Raw genomic sequence first — 16914 nt, forward strand, 5'->3', positions numbered from 1 at the left:
GAGATTAGACCCGCGCTGGGGTCGCCGCGAGGGCGTCCAGTCCCTAGGGTCGAGGCATGCCGTATCGACGTGGGGTTCCCAAGGTCCTTGCCATCGTCCTCGCCGGTGGTGAGGGCAAACGTCTCATGCCGCTCACCGCCGACCGTGCCAAGCCGGCAGTGCCCTTCGGCGGCATCTACCGACTCATCGACTTCGCGCTGAGCAACGTCGTGAACTCGGGCTACCTGAAGGTCGTCGTGCTGACGCAGTACAAGTCCCACAGCCTCGACCGCCACGTCACCAAGACCTGGCGCATGTCGACGATGCTCGGCAACTACGTGGCTCCCGTCCCGGCGCAGCAGCGCGTCGACAAGAACTGGTACCTCGGTTCGGCGAACGCGATCTTCCAGAGCCTCAACCTGATCCACGACGAGAAGCCCGACATCGTCGTCGTGGTGGGCGCCGACCACGTCTACCGGATGGACTTCTCCCAGATGGTGGCCCAGCACATCGAGACCAAGGCGGGCGTGACCGTCGCGGCGATCCGCCAGCCCATCTCGCTGGCCGACCAGTTCGGCGTGATCGAGGTCGACGACGCCGACCGCCGCAAGATCTCCGCGTTCAAGGAGAAGCCCAAGGACGCGAAGGGCCTGCCGGACTCCCCTGACGAGGTCCTCGCGTCGATGGGCAACTACGTCTTCGACGCCGACGTCCTCGTCGACGCGGTGACCCGGGACAACGACCGCGACGGCAGCAAGCACGACATGGGCGGCGACATCGTCCCCGACTTCGTCAACAACGGCGAGGGCTACGTCTACGACTTCAAGGACAACGTCATCCCCGGCGCGACCCCCCGTGACCAGGCCTACTGGCGCGATGTCGGGTCGATGGACTCCTACTGGGAGGCCCACATGGACCTCGTGTCCATCCACCCGGTCTTCAACCTCTACAACTACGACTGGCCGATCTACACCGACTACGGCCCGCTCGCGCCGGCCAAGCTGGTCCAGGGTGCGGCCGGCCAGTTCGGCGAGGCCCACAACTCGGCCGTCTCCCCCGGTGTCGTCATCTCCGGCTCCACCGTGACCAACTCGGTGCTCTCGCCGCGGTGCCACATCCACAGCGGCACCACGATCGACGACAGCGTGCTGCTCGACGGGGTCGAGGTCGGGCGTGGGTGCGTCATCAAGCGGGCCATCATCGACAAGGGCGTGCAGGTGCCGGAGAACACCACGATCGGCGTCGACCACGACCACGACCGCGCTCGCGGGTTCATGGTCACCGAGTCGGGCCTGACCGTCATCGCCAAGTTCCAGGAGGTCACGGCGTGACGGTCGACCGGCCGATCCGCATCGGGGTCCAGCTCCAGCCGCAGCACGCCGAGTACGCCGCGATCCGTCGCGCCGCCGCCGAGGCGGAGGAGATCGGCGTCGACGTCGTCTTCAACTGGGACCACTTCTACCCGCTCTACGGCGAGCGCGACGGTGCCCACTTCGAGTGCTGGACGATGCTCGGCGCCTGGGCCGAGGCGACCTCCCGCGTGGAGATCGGAGCCCTGGTCACGTGCAACAGCTACCGCAACCCACAGCTGTTGGCCGACATGGCCCGCACGGTCGACCACATCAGCGACGGCCGACTGATCCTCGGCATCGGCTCCGGCTGGTTCGAGCGCGACTACGACGAGTACGGCTTCGAGTTCGGGACCGCCGGCGGGCGGCTCGACAACCTGGCCCGCGACCTGCCGCTGATCAAGTCGCGGTGGGCCAAGCTGAACCCCCCACCGACGCGCGACATCCCGGTCCTGATCGGCGGCGGGGGCGAACGCAAGACGCTCAAGATCGTGGCCGAGCACGCGACCATCTGGCACGGCTTCGGCAGCGCCGAGACGATCGCCCACAAGCACGCCGTCCTCGACGACTGGTGCGCCAAGCTCGGTCGCGACCCGACCGAGATCGAACGCTCGTCAGGCGTCTCCCCCAAGCCCGGTCGCCTCCCCGAGGACGTCAGTGACTACGCCGCCGGCGCCGAGGCCCTGTATGCCGTCGGCACGCGCCTCTTCACCGTCGGCATCGGGGGGCCCAAGTACGACCTGGGTCCGATCCGCGACCTGGTCGCCTGGCGCGACTCCCGGCAGGCCTGACCGGCGGGGCCCCACCCGACCGCCAGCGTCAGGACTTCACCGCACCACGCTGGTGCATTTCCTTCGAAGCGCAACCCTTGCGGGTTGGCTTGGCGGCCCTACTGCCCCAGCGTCCGGCGTCATCTGCGCGTATACAGCCGGTGGCGAAGAGCCGTCGTAGCCAGCCAAGCCACCACGACGATCCCGATGGCACTCCAGCTCGGATAGGGGGCGTTGGTCGCCACGCAGAACCCCAGCCACACGCACACGATGACTGTGGCCTCCAGGACCGCCACGTTCAGCGCCCTGACGATGGTTGTACGTTCCGACATCGAGCTCATCGCTCCTCTAACAGGTCACGTAGTAGGAATCGTAGGCCGGCAAGGAGATTGCACCACCAGAAGCGGGCATCCGGACCTTGTAGCACTTCTTGTTGGCGATGGCCGCGTTCACCGTGTTGATGATGTCGGTGCGCACCAGGAGGAAGATGGCCTGGCACGTGGTCCTGGCCACGGTGTTAGGCAGGAAGTTGCAGATCAGTCCCGCGATCAGGGTCCGGTTGTCGTCGATGTAGCTCTTCAGCTTCCACGTCCCGGACCAGTCGTACTTGATGTAGTAGACGGGCGTGACGTACCACCAGCCCGCCGTCACCGTCGGATCCATGACCACCGGGAAGGTGGCGCCTTCCCTGCGGCATCCACCGCCCAAGGGGCCAGGATCCGACCACCAGTGGGCCGGTTGTCGGCGTCCAAGACGTCATAGCTTCCATCTGCGGCCTCCTGGATCGTCCAGCCCTCAGGGACCACGTCCTCAAAGACGCCGGACGACTCTCCCTCGGACAGCTTGGCGACGAGACGCACGTTGGCCCCATCGATCTGTAGCCACGTCTTCAGCCCTTTCGCGGGCTTGATGCGGTGCCCGCCGTTTTGTCCACCCCCTCAGCCGGCACCTCCTGCCCCACCTGGCCGGTCTTGGCCTTGATCATCTGCTCCGCCAGAGCATCGCTCCCCGCACTGGGCAGCGCCGTTGCGGCGGGCGCTTGTCCTACCGAAGCCAAAAAATAGCGGTCGCCACCAAGGCCACCGCGATTCTCCTAGGAGTCATCCGAACCCTTGCTGCTGGTGTCTTGCCCATCGGGTCCCCCGGCTCGACTTCCGGCTCGCGGTTCGAGCCATGGTTCGTGAAGGATAGGAAAACGGACCGCCATGCGGTCGTGACTGAATATGACTGACCAGATTTATACGGATTCTTTACCCTAGGCCTGCAAGGCCGACGGTGGTGCGGCCGTGTCCACCACGGCCGGATGGCGAGACTGCCACCGGGCTGGTGGAGGCGCGTCGATAGTGTGGCGAGGTGCCCGACCTGACCGCGCAGACCCTCTTGGTGACCATCTCCGGTGAGGACCGTCCGGGCGTGACGAGCACGTTCTTCGACGCCATCGCCGACGTGGGCGCGGAGGTGCTCGACCTCGAGCAGGTCGTCGTCCGTGGCCACCTGACGCTTGCCATGCTGCTCACGGCCGGCGAGGGCCACGAGCGGCTGCGCACCGTGCTCACGACGGTCGGGCGCGACCTCGACCTCAAGGTGAAGCTGAAGTCCGGCACCGGCGACAGCCGCAACCGACGCAGTGGTCGGGCGGCCGTCGTCGTCCTCGGGGCCCCGCTGCGCGCCAGCGGAGTGGCCGCGATCACGGCACGGATCGCCTCGCACGGCGCCAACATCGACCGCATCCGACGCCTGTCGCGCTACCCCGTCACGACGGTCGAGCTCGACGTCTCGGGCGCCGACGTCGACCGGCTGCGCCGCGAGCTGGCGATGGAGTCGAGCGTCCACGGGCTCGACATCGCCGTCGCCGCCGGCGGGCTGGCCCGGCGCGGCCGTCGGCTGGTCGTCATGGACGTCGACTCGACCCTGATCCAGGACGAGGTCATCGAGCTGCTCGCCAGCCACGCCGGACGCGAGGCGGAGGTGGCAGCCGTGACCGCGGCGGCGATGCGCGGCGAGCTCGACTTCGCCGACAGCCTCCGCGAGCGGGTCGCGGCCCTCGAAGGTCTTCCTGCCTCGGTGCTCGACGACGTCCGGGCAGCGGTCCAGTTCACGCCCGGAGCACGGACCCTCGTCCGCACCCTCAAGCGGCTTGGCTTCACCGTCGCCATCGTGTCGGGCGGCTTCATCGAGATCGTCGAGGACCTCGCCCGCGAGCTCGGCATCGACCACGCCCACGCCAACCGGCTCGAGGTGCGCGACGGCATACTCACCGGGCGACTGGTCGGGGACATCGTGGACCGGGCGGGCAAGGCGGACGCACTGCGCCGGTTCGCGGCCGAGGCTGGCCTCCCGCTGTCGCGCACCGTCGCCATCGGTGACGGCGCCAACGACCTCGACATGCTGCAGGCCGCGGGGCTCGGGGTGGCGTTCAACGCCAAGCCGGTGGTGCGCGAACAAGCCGACACCGCCGTCAACGTGCCCTACCTCGACGCGGTGCTCTACCTGCTGGGCATCACCCGCGAGGAGATCGAGGAGGCGGACGAGGCAGACGGCACGCCGACCCCCGCTCCGCCGATCCCCACACCCTGACTCCTAGGCTGACGCAATGGCACGCACGCAGGACCGCAAGGTCCCCACCCTGTTCATCATCGGCGGAGCAGAGGACCGGGTCGGCAAGGCGACCGTGCTCCGCAGGTTCGTGCGGCTCGCAGGGGGCAGGCGCTCCCGGATCGTCCTCATCCCCACCGCCTCCTCGTTCGAGAACGAGGTCGTCGAGTCCTACCGCGACGTCTTCACCCGCCTGGGCGCCCCCGAGATCTCGGTGGTCAACCCTCCCAGCCGGGTCTCGGCCCACGACGCGGACCTCGTGGCCCTCCTCGACCAGGCCACCGGGATCTTCATGAGCGGAGGCAGCCAGCTCAAGCTCAGCCAGCGCTTCCCGGGCACCCTGCTGGGGGACGCACTGGCCCGCGCCCACGACCGGGGCACCGTCATCGGCGGCACCTCGGCCGGCGCCTCGATCATGAGCCAGTTCATGATCTCGATGGGCGAGGAGGGCGTCACCCCTCGGCAGCGCTACGGACAGCTCACCGCCGGGCTGGGGCTGATCGACGGCGTCATCATCGACCAGCACTTCGCCCAGCGGTCGCGCTACGGCCGGCTCATGTCGATGGTGGCGGCCTCCCCGAACCTGATCGGGGTCGGCATCGACGAGGACACCGCCATCGAGGTCCGCGACCGGCGCTACTTCACCGTGCACGGCAGCGGGGTCGCCTTCGTCCTCGACTGCCGCGCCGCCGAGTCCGACGCACCCGAGGCCCGACGTGGTGCGCCCCTCATGGTCTCCGGCGCAGTCGTGCACTCACTCCCCGCAGGCGCTACGTTCGACCTCTCCGAGGTTCGCCTCGTCGACTTCGTCGAGAAGCACCCCGATGTCGCGGTGGCCCTCGCGACGGCCAAGGCCTGACCCCCACCGCCTCGCACTGCCCGACCCGCAAGGAGATCCCATGGCAGATCGCCCCACCCCCACCGGTCCTGCTGCACCCGAGCTCACGATCGTGGAGTCGCGGGTCTACCGCGGCGGGAACATCTGGTCGTACAGCCCGGCGATCCACCTCATCGTCGACCTCGGCGTCCTGGAGGCCTACCCCACGGACACCATCGAGGGGTTCACCGACCGGCTGGTCGAGCTGCTGCCGAACCTGCAGAACCACACCTGCTCGCGCGGTGTGAAGGGTGGCTTCATCGAGCGGATGCGTGAGGGCACCTGGCTCGGCCACGTGGCGGAGCACGTCGCCCTGCAGCTCCAGCAGGAGGCCGGGCACGACCTGCGGCGTGGCAAGACCCGAGCCGTCAAGGGGCAGACCGGCGTCTACAACGTGATCTACGACTACGCCGACGAGGCGGTCGGCCTTGCCGCCGGCACGCTCGCCGTCAGGCTCGTCAACCACCTCGTGCAGGCCGAGGAGGGTTTCGACTTCTCCGAGGAGCTCGACGTCTTCCTGCGCCGCGCACAGCGCACCGCGTTCGGCCCCTCCACCGGTGCCATCATCGAGGAGGCGGTCTCGCGCGACATCCCCTACATCCGCCTCAACTCCGCCTCGCTCGTGCAGCTCGGCCAGGGCGTCCACGCCCAGCGCATCCGCGCCACGATGACCTCGAAGACCGGCGCCCTCGCCGTCGACATCGCCAGCGACAAGGACATGACGACGCGGCTGCTCGGCTCCGCGGGTCTGCCGGTGCCCAAGCAGGAGACGGTGCGCAGCGCGGACGCTGCCGTCGCCGCGGCGAAGCGGATCGGCTACCCGGTCGTGGTCAAGCCGCTCGACGGCAACCACGGCCGAGGGGTGTGCCTCGACCTCACGACCGAGGATGCGGTCCGGTCGAGCTTCGTCATCGCCGAGGGCGAGTCACGGCGTGGCCTCGTCATCGTGGAGTCCCACGTCACCGGTCGCGACTACCGCTGCCTCATCGTGGGTGGCCGGATGCAGGCCATCGCGGAGCGCGTCCCCGCCCACGTCATCGGCGACGGCACCCACACCGTCAGCGAGCTCGTGGAGATCACCAACGCCGACCCGCGACGCGGCGTCGGCCACGAGAAGGTGCTGACCCGCATCAAGGTCGACGACGCTGCCATCGGGCTCGTCCGCGACCAGGGCTTCGGGCTCGACGACGTGCCCCCCAAGGACCACATGGTCAAGCTCGCCCTGACCGGCAACATGTCGACCGGCGGCATCTCGGTCGACCGGACCTTCGACGCGCATCCCGACAACGTCGAGATCGCCGAGGAGGCGGCTCGGATGATCGGACTCGACGTGGCCGGGATCGACTTCATCTGTCCCGACATCGCCTCGCCCGTCCGTGAGACTGGTGGAGCGATCTGCGAGGTGAACGCCGCACCCGGTTTCCGCATGCACACCCACCCCACCGTCGGTGAGCCGCAGTTCATCGCCAAGCCCGTGGTCGACCTGCTCTTCCCGCCCGGCTCCCCCTCGCGGGTCCCGATCGTGGCCGTCACCGGGACCAACGGCAAGACCACGACGTCACGCATGATCGCCCACATCTTCAAGGGAATCGGCCACAAGGTCGGCATGACGTCGACCGACGGGATCGTCATCGACGAGCGCCTGGTCTACAAGGCCGACGCCTCGGGCCCCCGCTCCGCACGGATGGTCCTGCAGAACCCGCGCGTCGACTTCGCCGTGATGGAGGTCGCTCGTGGTGGCATCCTCCGCGAAGGTCTCGGCTACGACCGCAACGATGTCGCCGTCGTCACGAACGTCGCCCCCGACCACCTCGGCATGAAGGGCATCGACACGCTCGCGCAGCTGGCAGACGTCAAGGCTGTGGTCGTGGAAGCGGTGCCCCGCAACGGTTTCGCGGTGCTCAACGCCGATGACGACCTCGTCCGCAAGATGCGTCGCCGCTGTTCCGGCGGGATCGTGTGGTTCTCCTTGCAGCCGCCCGGCAGCAAGGTGCGCGAGTTCGTCGAGGACTACTGCCGGCGCGGCGGACGGGCCGTCGTGCTCGACACCACCGACCGCGGCGACATGATCGTCATCAAGCACGGACGTCGCTCGATGCAGCTGGCGTGGACCCACCTGCTCCCGTCGACCTTCGGCGGCACCGCGAAGTTCAACGTCGCCAATGCCATGGCCGCAGCGGGAGCCGCCTTCGCGGCCGGCGCCGGGCTGCACGAGATCCGCCAGGGCCTGCGCACGTTCACCACGAGCTACTACCTCTCCCCCGGGCGGATGAACCTCGTCAACGTGCACAACGTCGACGTCTTCGTCGACTACTGCCACAACGCGCCCGGCATGCGGGTGCTCGGCGAGTTCGTGGAGTCGTATGCCGCGCAGAAGGCCGGCCAGTCCGACCTCGGCAAGGTCTCGCGCATCGGCATGATCTCCACCGCAGGCGACCGCCGTGACGACGACATGCGTGAGCTCGGGTCGCTGGCTGCCCGCCACTTCGACGTCGTCGTGGTCCGCGAGGACGAGCGCAAGCGCGGCCGTCCGGCGGGTCAGACCGCCGACCTCATCGCCGAGGGAGCCAAGGCCGAGATCGGCAAGGAGGGCGTGCGCTGCCGCCAGGTCGAGATCGTCCTCAACGAGGTCGATGCCGTGCGGCACTGCATGGCTCGCGCGAACCCCGGCGACGTCGTGGTGCTCTGTGTCGACCAGCACGCCGAGGTCCTGGGCGAGCTCGAGCACATGACCAAGCACGCCCAGGCGGGTGCCCACAACAAGGAGGGCATCGGCGACCCCGACCTCGACCCGGTCGAGATGCAGTCGGAGGCCCAGCAGTCCGGCGACGAGGCGGCTGCCGCGGAGGCGGCCGAGGTCGAGCCCGCCACCACCTGAGCCTCACCACCCCGTTGTTCGGAGGATCCCCTGCGTCAGGGCCGGGGGGATCTTCCGAACAACGGGGTGGTTGTCACTCGCCCGGTGACGGGAGGGGTCGGTCAGCGGGCGCGCAGCTCCGCGGCATACCCCGACAGCGCCCGCTGGTAGGCGAGGGCGTCCTCGTCGCCGGCGTGGTGCAGCAGCACCTCGATGAGGTCGGCGACCGATGACGCGGCGTGGCCGCTGTCGACACCGGCCAGCGCACGGAAGGCCTCGACGGCCACGCTGCCGGGCCGCTCGGCACTCAGCTCGGTGAGCAGCGAGTAGGCGAGCTCTGGCTGACCGGCGACCCGCAGGCTGGACGCCAGCTGGATCCGCGCCCGGTGCCGCTGCGGCTCGCGGAGGCCGGCGGCGAGGCAGTCACGGTAGAGCGGGATGGCGTCCTGCTCCTTGCCCGCTGCGTCGAGCGCGCTGGCGTGCTCGAACACCAGGCGAGGGTCGGCCGGGCGCTGGCTCCGCAGCCGGACCACCGCGTCGATCCGTTCCTGGTCGTCGGTGAGCTCCCACAGCTGCGCGATCTGGGCCTCGAACTCGTGCTCCCCGCGCGCCGCGACCACCTTGCGACGGATGTCCTCGGGGGTGTCGGACGTCGCGCCCTGCTGGGCCAACCAGGCGGCCACCTGGGAGCGCTCGGCGTGGCACATCAGCGCGACGACGTCTCCGTCGGCCGCGCCGGGCACGAGGGCCTGCAGCCCGCCCAGCTCGGTCTCGTAGGACTCGATGTCGGACACCCCAGCCCGGGCGAGACCCGCGCGGAGGTGCGACTCGAGCTCCTCCATGGTGCGGCCGCGCAGGTAGTGGGCCTTGTGGGCCGCGACGATCCGGTCGGCCCGCAGGCCGGCCACCTCGCCGATCGACTCGAGCAGCTCGTCGGTGCGGTCGCCGGCCAGGCCGAGGCCCAGGTGCACCTGCCCGCCAGGCACCTTGAGCCCGTGCGCGACGTCCATCAGCGCCTCGAGCCCGGCCTCGTTGTGGGCGAGGTCGACGATGACGGTGATCGCCGCACCGTCGTCGCGCCGCAGCGTGTAGGTGTTCATCCGGCCGGGGTTGAGCCTGTCGTCGGGGACGAAGGTGCGCAGGCCCTCGACGACTGCCTCGCGCGGCAGCCCGAGCCCGAGGGCGGCCGCGGCACCGGCGAGGGCGTTGGCGATGTTGTGGTGCGACAGCCCCGACAGCGTCGCCGGGACGTCGAGGATGCTGACCAGGCGGTCGGGGTCGCGGCCGTTCCTGAGGACGGTGATCGAGCCGTCGAGCACGGTGATCGCCCGGCCACCCAGGTCGAGCGACTCACGGATCGCCGGCGCGTCGGAGCGCAGGGTGAAGACCCAGGGCTTGCCCTTGATGCCGTTGCGCATGGCCCAGACCCGCGGGTCCTCGCCGTTGAGCACGACCCAGCCGCCGGGCCGGGTGGCCTTGGTGATGATGGCCTTGACCTCGGCGAGCTGGTCGACGGTGTCGATCCCCTGCAGGCCCAGGTGGTCGGCGGAGACGTTGGTGACGACGCTGACGTCGTTGGAGGTCACGCCCATCCCCTTGAGGAGCATCCCTCCGCGGGCCGTCTCGAGGATGCCCAGCTCGACGCCGGGGGCGGTCAGCACGCCGCGCGCCCCGGCCGGCCCGGAGTAGTCGCCCGCTTCGATGACCTCACCCTGGACCACCACCCCGTCGGTGGAGGACCACCCGGTCCGCAGCCCTGCGGTCATGCCGATGTGGCCGAGCAGGCGGGTCGTGGTGGTCTTGCCGTTGGTGCCGGTGACCGACGCGACGGGGATCTGCGGCTTGATGGCGGACGGGCGGTCTCCCGGCTCGGTCCGCCCCACCACCAGTCCCTCCTGTTCGACGACGTCGCCACCGTCGAGCCAGGCCTGGAGCACCGGGCCGACACCCTGGCCGAGCGCGCGCGCCCGCGTGCGTCGACGCCACACGAAGGCCATCACGACCGACTCCGGCGCGCTGCCGGGACGCACCCGCACACCCAGCCGTGTGGTGCCGCTCGCCGCGGCCAGCCGGCGCACGGCCCGCTCGACCAGCCGCATGACGAAGCGCTGGCGTTGTTCGGTGCCGGCTGCTCCGGGGCGGGCGCTGCGCATCCCCACCCGGGTGGCCAGGTCGGTGAGGGTCCGCTCGTCGGCCGCGAGGTAGCCCGGCAGCTCGAGGCTCACCTTGATCGCCGGCTTGGCGAAGTACAGGTTGGGCCCCTCGAGGACCCGGACCTCGGTCACCGCCACGGCGGGCTGGGCGACGGGTCGGGGGTCGGAGACGGCGGGGGAAGACGTCATGCGCCGAGCCTAGTAGTGGCGCAGCTCGGCAGTCGTCGTGGCAGTGCGGCCGCGCAGCCGGGCAGCGCCGGTCACTGTCCCATCGCGTGGACGCCGCCGTCGACGTGGACGATCTCACCCGTCGTGGCCGGGAACCAGTCGGAGAGCAGCACGGCGCAGGCCTTCGCCGCAGGGACGGCGTCGTTGACGTCCCAGCCGAGGGGCGCCCGCTCGTTCCAGGTCTCCTCGAAGGTCTGGAAGCCGGGGATGGACTTGGCGGCCGTCGTGCGGATCGGTCCGGCGGCCACGAGGTTGCAGCGGACGCCCTTCGGCCCGAGGTCGCGGGCGAGGTAGCGGTTCGTCGACTCGAACGCCGCCTTGGCCACCCCCATCCAGTCGTAGACCGGCCACGCGAACTTCGCGTCGAAGGTGAGCCCCACGATGCTGCCGCCGTCCTTCATCAGGGGCAGCGCCGCGACCCCGAGGGACTTCAACGAGTAGGCCGAGGCGTGCATCGCCGTCGCGACGTCCTCGAAGGTGCCCTCGAGGAAGTTGAACGCGCCCTGGGGGGCGAACCCGATGGAGTGCAGGACACCGTCGAGCCGGTCGACGTGCTCCCCGAGCCGCCCGGCGAGGCTGTCGAGGTCGTCCTGGTTGGTGACATCGAGCTCGATCACCGGCGGCGTGGTCGGCAGTCGCTTGGCGATCGTCTGGGTGATCTTGAAGGTGCGACCGAACGACGTCAGCACCACCTCCGCACCCTGTTCCTGCGCGATCTTGGCGACGTGGAAGGCGATCGAGGAGTCCATCAGGACGCCGGTGATCAGGAGCTTCTTGCCTTCGAGCAGCATGTCGGGTGCCTTTCGGTGTGTGGTCTTGTGTGGTTGCAGGCCTGGGCTCAGTGGCCCATGCCCAGCCCGCCATCGACGGGGATCACCGCACCGGTGATGTATGCCGCGTCGTCGCCGGCGAGGAAGCGGACCGCCGCCGCGACCTCCTCCGGCTGGGCGAACCGGCCCGCGGGGATGGTCGCCTGGTAGGCCTTCTTGCGGTCCTCGGGCAGCTCGGCCGTCATGTCGGTCTCGATGAAGCCCGGCGCCACGACGTTGGCGGTGATGCCGCGCCCGCCGAGCTCTCGGGAGATGGACCGGGCCAGCCCCACGAGACCGGACTTGCTGGCGGAGTAGTTGGTCTGCCCGGGTGAGCCGTAGAGGCCGACGACGCTGGAGATGAAGATGATCCGGCCGTGACGCTGCTTGATCATGCCCTTGACGGCACGGCGGGCGCACCGGAAGGCGCCGGCGAGGTTGGTGTCGATGACCACGTCGAAGTCCTCGTCGGACATCCGCATCAGCAAGGTGTCGCGGGTGACCCCGGCGTTGGCCACGAGGACCTCGACCGGGCCGCCGAGGATCTCCTCCGCCTCGGTGAACGCCTGGTCGACCGACGCCGAGTCGGTCACCTCGCAGCGCACGCCGCGCAGGCCCTCGGGCGGCTCCCCCGAGCGGTGCGTGATGACGACGTTGTCGCCGGCCTCCACCAGGGCTGTGGCGATGCTGAGACCGATGCCGCGGTTGCCGCCGGTGACCAGCACGTTGCGACCTGCCATGGATGTCCTCCGGGGGATTCTTGTCGAGGGGGCTGCTCCGTCGCGACCTTATCGACTACCCATGGGTACGCCGCATCCGAGGACGCCTATCGTGGACATGTGCCCCGCCCCCGTCGACACCACCCCGAAGAGCCCGTCGTGCAGTCGGTCACGTCGGTCCCGGAGTCGCTCGCCGACGAGCAGGCCGGCCGGATCCGCCGCTACCTGGTGACCATGGGCATCCGCACCGCCTGCTTCGTCCTCGCCGCCGTGACCGCGACCAAGGGCGCGCCCTGGTGGCTGTGGGGCAGCTTCGCGGTGGCCGCGATCCTCCTGCCCTACGTGGCCGTGGTGCTCGCCAATGCCGTGCGCCCCCGGCTGCCCGGGTCCTCGGCGCCGGTCACGCCGCGCGGTGACGGCCCCGACCAGATCGGTCGCTGATGGAGGCGTTGGTCTGCAGCGCGAAGGCGTGTCGCCACACCGCCACCTGGGCACACCTGTGGAACAACCCGAAGGTGCACACCCCTGAGCGGCGCAAGGTCTGGCTGGCCTGCGACGACCACCGCACGTCGCTCGGCGAGTTCCTGTCGATCCGCGGCTTCCTGGTCGAGACCGTGGCTGCGGACGCGATCCCCGAGACGGCCGGCTGACCGGTCGTCAGCCGCCGGACGACTGCCGCCGGACGACTGCCGAGGGTGGGTCAGCCCCCGATGGCCGACATCGGCCGGTCCGGCTGGACGAAGCCGTCCGTGCCGATGCCGTGGCCCGGGAGCTTGCGCCACATCTCACCCTGGATGAGCGCGCCGAGCTCTTCGTCGCTGGCCCCCTCCCGCAGCGGTCCGAGCAGGTCGGTCTCCTTCTGCGAGAACAGGCAGTTGCGCACCTGGCCGTCGGCCGTCAGCCGGGTGCGGTCGCACGCCGCGCAGAACGGCGCACTCACGCTGGCGATGATGCCGACCGTCGCGGGACCGCCGTTGACGAGGAACCGCTCGGCCGGTGCACTCCCCCGGTCGGCCGCAGGCAGCGGCGTCAGCTCGAACCGCTCGGTCAGGCGCTCGCGGATCTCCTCGGCGCTGATCATCGTCGACGCGTCCCAGCCGTGCTGGGCGTCGAGCGGCATCTGCTCGATGAACCGCAGCTCGTAGCCACGGTCGAGGCACCACTGCAGCAGGTCGGCGACCGAGTGGTCGTTGATCCCCCGCATCGCGACGGCGTTGACCTTGACGGGAGTCAGGCCCGCGGCCGCCGCGGCCTTGAGCCCGAGCTCGACGTCGTGGAGCCGATCGCGACGGGTGAGGTCGGCGAACTCCTGGGGGTCGATCGTGTCGAGGCTGACGTTGACCCGGTCGAGCCCGGCGTCGGCGAGCGGCTGGGCCAGCCGGTCGAGCCCGATGCCGTTGGTGGTCATGGCGATCCGGGGCCGGGGCTCGAGGGCGGCGACGCGTCGCACCACGTCGACCAGCGACCTGCGCAGGAGGGGCTCGCCGCCGGTGAGCCGGATCTGCTGCACCCCCAGCCCGACGAACACCCCGATCACCCGGACGAGCTCGTCGTCGGTGAGCATCTCGGGCTTGGCGAGCCACGGCAGACCCTCGGCCGGCATGCAGTAGCGGCACCGCAGGTTGCACCGGTCGGTCACGGAGACGCGCAGGTCGCGCGCCACCCTACCGAGCTGGTCGGGCAGGCCGACGGTCCCTGCTGGAGCGCGCGAGTCAGCGCGCACGCTGGGAAAGGGAAGCCCGGTCATGACCCCTAGCCTAAGCCGGGTACCGTGAAGCGGTGGTCAGGGTGCTCACATCGCGTCGGTGGCTGGGTGCCTTCGCGGTCGCCCTGGCCTTTGCCGTGGCCGCGTTCTTCCTCGGGCAGTGGCAGTGGCACCGCTACGAGGCGAAGGCCGCACGGGCCGACCGCATCCACAGCCACTACGACGCGAAGCCGCAGCCGATCGCCTCCGTGCTCGGTGTCGATCCCATGCCGCTGTCCCGCGAGTGGACCCGCGTCACCATGCGGGGCCGGTATGCCGCGGACGCCACCCTGCTGGTGCGGAACCGCCCGTACCAGGGCACCTACGGCTACGAGGTGCTGGTGCCGTTCCGGGACACGTCCGGCGACACGGTGCTCGTGGATCGCGGCTGGGTGCAGAACGCGCAGACGGCCGAGACGTCGCCCGAGGTCGTCCCGGCACCGACCGGGGACGTGACCGTGACCGGGTGGCTGCGGCGGTCGGAGCCGTCGCTGGGCAAGACGCCCCTCCGCGGCCAGCTCGCCAGCATCAACCTCGCGGAGGCCAGCCGCCAGGTCGGCACCCCGCTGCTCGGGGCCTACGTCATCCTCGAGGTCGAGCGCCTTCCCGACGGGACCGCGCCCGACCGACCCACGGCCCTGGAGGCGCCGGACACCGACCTCGGTCCGCACCAGGCCTATGCGTTCCAATGGTGGCTGGGCATGGTGGTGGGGTTCGTCCTGGTCTGGTTCGGCGCACGCCGTGAGTACCAGGAAGGACTCGAGGAGTCGGCCCCCGAGGGCACCACGACGCCGCGCAGGAAGGTGCGGATCTGGGACGAGGAAGACGCCTGAACCAGGCTCCCTCTCAAGCCGGCACGTCGCTGCTGCGGCTCTCCTGGTCGGCGAACTGGGTCGTGTAGAGGTCGTTGTAGAGGCCCCCGCGATCGATCAGCTCGCGGTGCGTGCCGCGCTCGACGATCCGGCCCTGGTCGACCACGAGGATCTGGTCGGCGCCGCGCACGGTCGACAGCCGGTGGGCGATCACGATGGCCGTGCGTCCCTCGAGGGCGGTGTCGAGGGCACGCTGCACCGCGGCCTCCGACTCGCTGTCGAGGTGTGCGGTGGCCTCGTCGAGGACGAGCAGGCCGGGACCCTTGAGCAGCAGTCGGGCCAGGGCCAGCCGCTGCTTCTCCCCACCGGACAACCGGTGCCCGCGGTCGCCCACGACGGTGTCGAGCCCCTCGGGCAGCGACCCCACGAGCGACCACACCTGGGCGGCCTTCAGCGCGTCGACAAGCTCCTCGTCGGTGGCGTCCGGAGCGGCATACCGGAGGTTGGCACGGATGGTGTCGTGGAACAGGTGCGCCTCCTGGGTGACCATGCCGACGGTCCGGGTGACGGACTCGAGGGTGGCTTCGCGCAGGTCGACCCCGTTGATGCGGACGGACCCGGTCGACGGGTCGTAGAGCCGCGCCAGGAGGGACGTGATGGTGGTCTTGCCGGCCCCGCTCGGCCCGACGAGGGCCACGAGCTGGCCGGGCTCCGCGACGAAGCCGACGTCCCTGAGCACGACTCCCCCGCCCTTGCGGTCTCCGGTCGCGACGCTCTCGAGGGAGGCCAGCGACACCTCGTCGGCGGAGGGGTAGCGGAAGGCGACGCCGGACAGCTCGACCCGCACCGGGCCGGTCGGAATCGGCCGGGCGTCGGGGCGCTCGGTGACCAGCGGCTGGAGGTCGAGCACCTCGAAGACCCGCTCGAACGACACGAGCGCGGTCATCACGTCGACCCGCACGTTGGACAGCGAGGTGAGCGGGCCGTAGAGCCGCGCCAGCAGGGCGGTGAGGGCGAGCAGGGTGCCGACGGTGAGCGAGCCGCTGACCGCCATCAGGCCGCCGAACCCGTAGACCATCGCGGTGGCCAGCGACGCCACGAGGGTGAGGGCGACGAAGAAGATGCTGCGGTTGAGCGCGATCCGGACACCCATGTCGCGCACCCCGGCAGCCTGCTCGGCGTACTCACGGTCCTCGCGACGGGGCTCGCCGAAGAGCTTGACGAGCAGCGCGCCGGCCACGTTGAACCGCTCGGTCATCCGTGAGCCGAGATCGGCGTTGAGGCCCATCTGGGCGTGGGTCAGCCCCGCGAGGCGTCGGCCCATCAGCCGGGCCGGCAGCAGGAAGAAGGGCACCAGGGCCAGCGACGCGAGCGTCAGCTGCCACGACAGGGTCGCCATGGTGGCGATGATGAGCACCAGCGAGACGACGTTGCTCACCACGCTCGAGAGCACTGACGTGAACGCCTGCTGCGCCCCGATGACGTCACTGTTGAGCCGGCTCACCAGGGCGCCGGTCTGGGCGCGGGTGAAGAACGCGATCGGCTGGCGCAGCACGTGGGAGAACACCTCGGTGCGCAAGGCATAGATCAGGCCCTCGCCGATGCGGCTCGAGAACCATCGCTCGACGAGGGTCAGCAGACCGCTCACGACAGCGAGGGCTGCCACGACGAGCGCGAGCTCGATGACCACGCCACGGTCGCGCGGCGTGATGCCCTTGTCGATCAGCTCCTTGAGCAGCAGCGGGGTGGCCACCACCAGCGCCGAGTCGATGATGACCAGGACGAGGAACAGCCCGATCTCACGGCGGAACGGCTGGGCGTAGGACGCGACCCGGCGAGCGGTGCCGGGCGCGAGCTTGCGGTCCTTGACCGAGTCGTCGCGGGTCAGGGACCGCATGGCCATCCAGCCTGAATGGCTCACGGGGCGTCCGTCCTCGTCATCGTGCGTCCGTCCTCATCATGGTGCGGTCGAAACAGGGTGGTGCGGTGGGAAGTAGCTCGTGCGGTCGAAACAGGGTCGTG

General features: G+C 70.1%; 14 protein-coding genes. 8 read left to right on the forward strand and 6 right to left on the reverse strand.

Going from position 1 to position 16914, the window contains the following annotated elements:
• The first annotated feature begins 56 nt into the window (after nucleotides 1-56).
• Together glgC and ABD262_RS07255 are read left to right on the forward strand one after the other, a co-directional pair.
• On the forward strand, nucleotides 57-1310 hold the full coding sequence (gene glgC, locus ABD262_RS07250; RefSeq protein WP_344133286.1) for a glucose-1-phosphate adenylyltransferase: 1254 nt from the start codon (nucleotides 57-59) through the stop codon (nucleotides 1308-1310).
• Nucleotides 1307-2119: an LLM class F420-dependent oxidoreductase gene (locus tag ABD262_RS07255; protein ID WP_344133294.1), complete on the forward strand. Its 813-nt coding sequence runs from the start codon at nucleotides 1307-1309 to the stop codon at nucleotides 2117-2119. Before glgC ends, ABD262_RS07255 begins: the two co-directional genes overlap by 4 nt.
• Before the next feature lie 327 nt (nucleotides 2120-2446).
• Here the strand turns inward: ABD262_RS07255 and ABD262_RS07260 are convergent, their stop codons facing one another.
• Nucleotides 2447-2761 carry a hypothetical protein gene (locus ABD262_RS07260; RefSeq protein WP_344133297.1) on the reverse strand — a complete coding sequence of 105 codons (315 nt, stop codon included), beginning with the start codon at nucleotides 2759-2761 and terminating at the stop codon, nucleotides 2447-2449.
• Between the two features lie 690 nt (nucleotides 2762-3451).
• On the opposite strand from ABD262_RS07260, the gene serB reads away from it, so the two are divergent.
• The 3 genes from serB to cphA are packed head-to-tail and all read left to right on the forward strand — an operon-like array spanning nucleotide 3452 to nucleotide 8448.
• Nucleotides 3452-4675: a phosphoserine phosphatase SerB gene (gene serB, locus ABD262_RS07265; protein WP_425564809.1), complete on the forward strand. Its 1224-nt coding sequence runs from the start codon at nucleotides 3452-3454 to the stop codon at nucleotides 4673-4675.
• Nucleotides 4676-4691: 16 nt separating this feature from the next.
• Nucleotides 4692-5552, forward strand: coding sequence for a cyanophycinase (locus tag ABD262_RS07270; protein WP_344133300.1), 861 nt, complete (start codon nucleotides 4692-4694; stop codon nucleotides 5550-5552).
• Between the two features lie 40 nt (nucleotides 5553-5592).
• Nucleotides 5593-8448 carry a cyanophycin synthetase gene (cphA, locus tag ABD262_RS07275; RefSeq protein ID WP_344133302.1) on the forward strand — a complete coding sequence of 952 codons (2856 nt, stop codon included), beginning with the start codon at nucleotides 5593-5595 and terminating at the stop codon, nucleotides 8446-8448.
• Between the two features lie 101 nt (nucleotides 8449-8549).
• On the opposite strand, the gene ABD262_RS07280 is transcribed toward cphA, so the two are convergent.
• The 3 genes from ABD262_RS07280 to fabG form a co-directional block, all read right to left on the reverse strand.
• A complete protein-coding gene (locus tag ABD262_RS07280; RefSeq protein ID WP_344133304.1) occupies nucleotides 8550-10769 on the reverse strand; it encodes a tetratricopeptide repeat protein in 2220 nt (739 codons plus the stop codon).
• Nucleotides 10770-10840: 71 nt separating this feature from the next.
• Nucleotides 10841-11599, reverse strand: coding sequence for an enoyl-ACP reductase FabI (gene fabI / locus ABD262_RS07285; RefSeq protein WP_344133325.1), 759 nt, complete (start codon nucleotides 11597-11599; stop codon nucleotides 10841-10843).
• A gap of 47 nt (nucleotides 11600-11646) precedes the next feature.
• Nucleotides 11647-12357 (reverse strand): beta-ketoacyl-ACP reductase, encoded by a 711-nt coding sequence (gene fabG / locus ABD262_RS07290; protein WP_344133327.1) that lies wholly within the window; start codon nucleotides 12355-12357, stop codon nucleotides 11647-11649.
• 99 nt (nucleotides 12358-12456) lie between these two features.
• Here fabG and ABD262_RS07295 point away from each other — a divergent pair, with 99 nt between their 5' ends.
• Both ABD262_RS07295 and ABD262_RS07300 read left to right on the forward strand, forming a co-directional pair.
• Entirely contained in the window at nucleotides 12457-12777 is a 321-nt protein-coding gene (locus ABD262_RS07295; RefSeq protein WP_344133328.1) for a DUF3099 domain-containing protein, read from the forward strand.
• Entirely contained in the window at nucleotides 12777-12986 is a 210-nt protein-coding gene (locus tag ABD262_RS07300) for a hypothetical protein (protein ID WP_344133330.1), read from the forward strand. Before ABD262_RS07295 ends, ABD262_RS07300 begins: the two co-directional genes overlap by 1 nt.
• A gap of 50 nt (nucleotides 12987-13036) precedes the next feature.
• On the opposite strand, the gene moaA is transcribed toward ABD262_RS07300, so the two are convergent.
• Nucleotides 13037-14083, reverse strand: a complete 1047-nt coding sequence (gene moaA, locus ABD262_RS07305) for a GTP 3',8-cyclase MoaA (protein ID WP_344133332.1) — start codon at nucleotides 14081-14083, stop codon at nucleotides 13037-13039.
• Nucleotides 14084-14115: 32 nt separating this feature from the next.
• Between moaA and ABD262_RS07310 the strand changes: the two genes are divergently transcribed.
• Nucleotides 14116-14913 (forward strand): SURF1 family cytochrome oxidase biogenesis protein, encoded by a 798-nt coding sequence (locus tag ABD262_RS07310; RefSeq protein WP_344133334.1) that lies wholly within the window; start codon nucleotides 14116-14118, stop codon nucleotides 14911-14913.
• A 13-nt stretch (nucleotides 14914-14926) separates the two neighbouring features.
• On the opposite strand, the gene ABD262_RS07315 is transcribed toward ABD262_RS07310, so the two are convergent.
• Nucleotides 14927-16795, reverse strand: coding sequence for an ABC transporter ATP-binding protein (locus ABD262_RS07315; protein WP_344134591.1), 1869 nt, complete (start codon nucleotides 16793-16795; stop codon nucleotides 14927-14929).
• Nucleotides 16796-16914: the final 119 nt, after the last annotated feature.

It is taken from the genome of Pedococcus bigeumensis (genome assembly GCF_039531795.1).
GTDB classification, from domain to species: domain Bacteria; phylum Actinomycetota; class Actinomycetes; order Actinomycetales; family Dermatophilaceae; genus Pedococcus; species Pedococcus bigeumensis.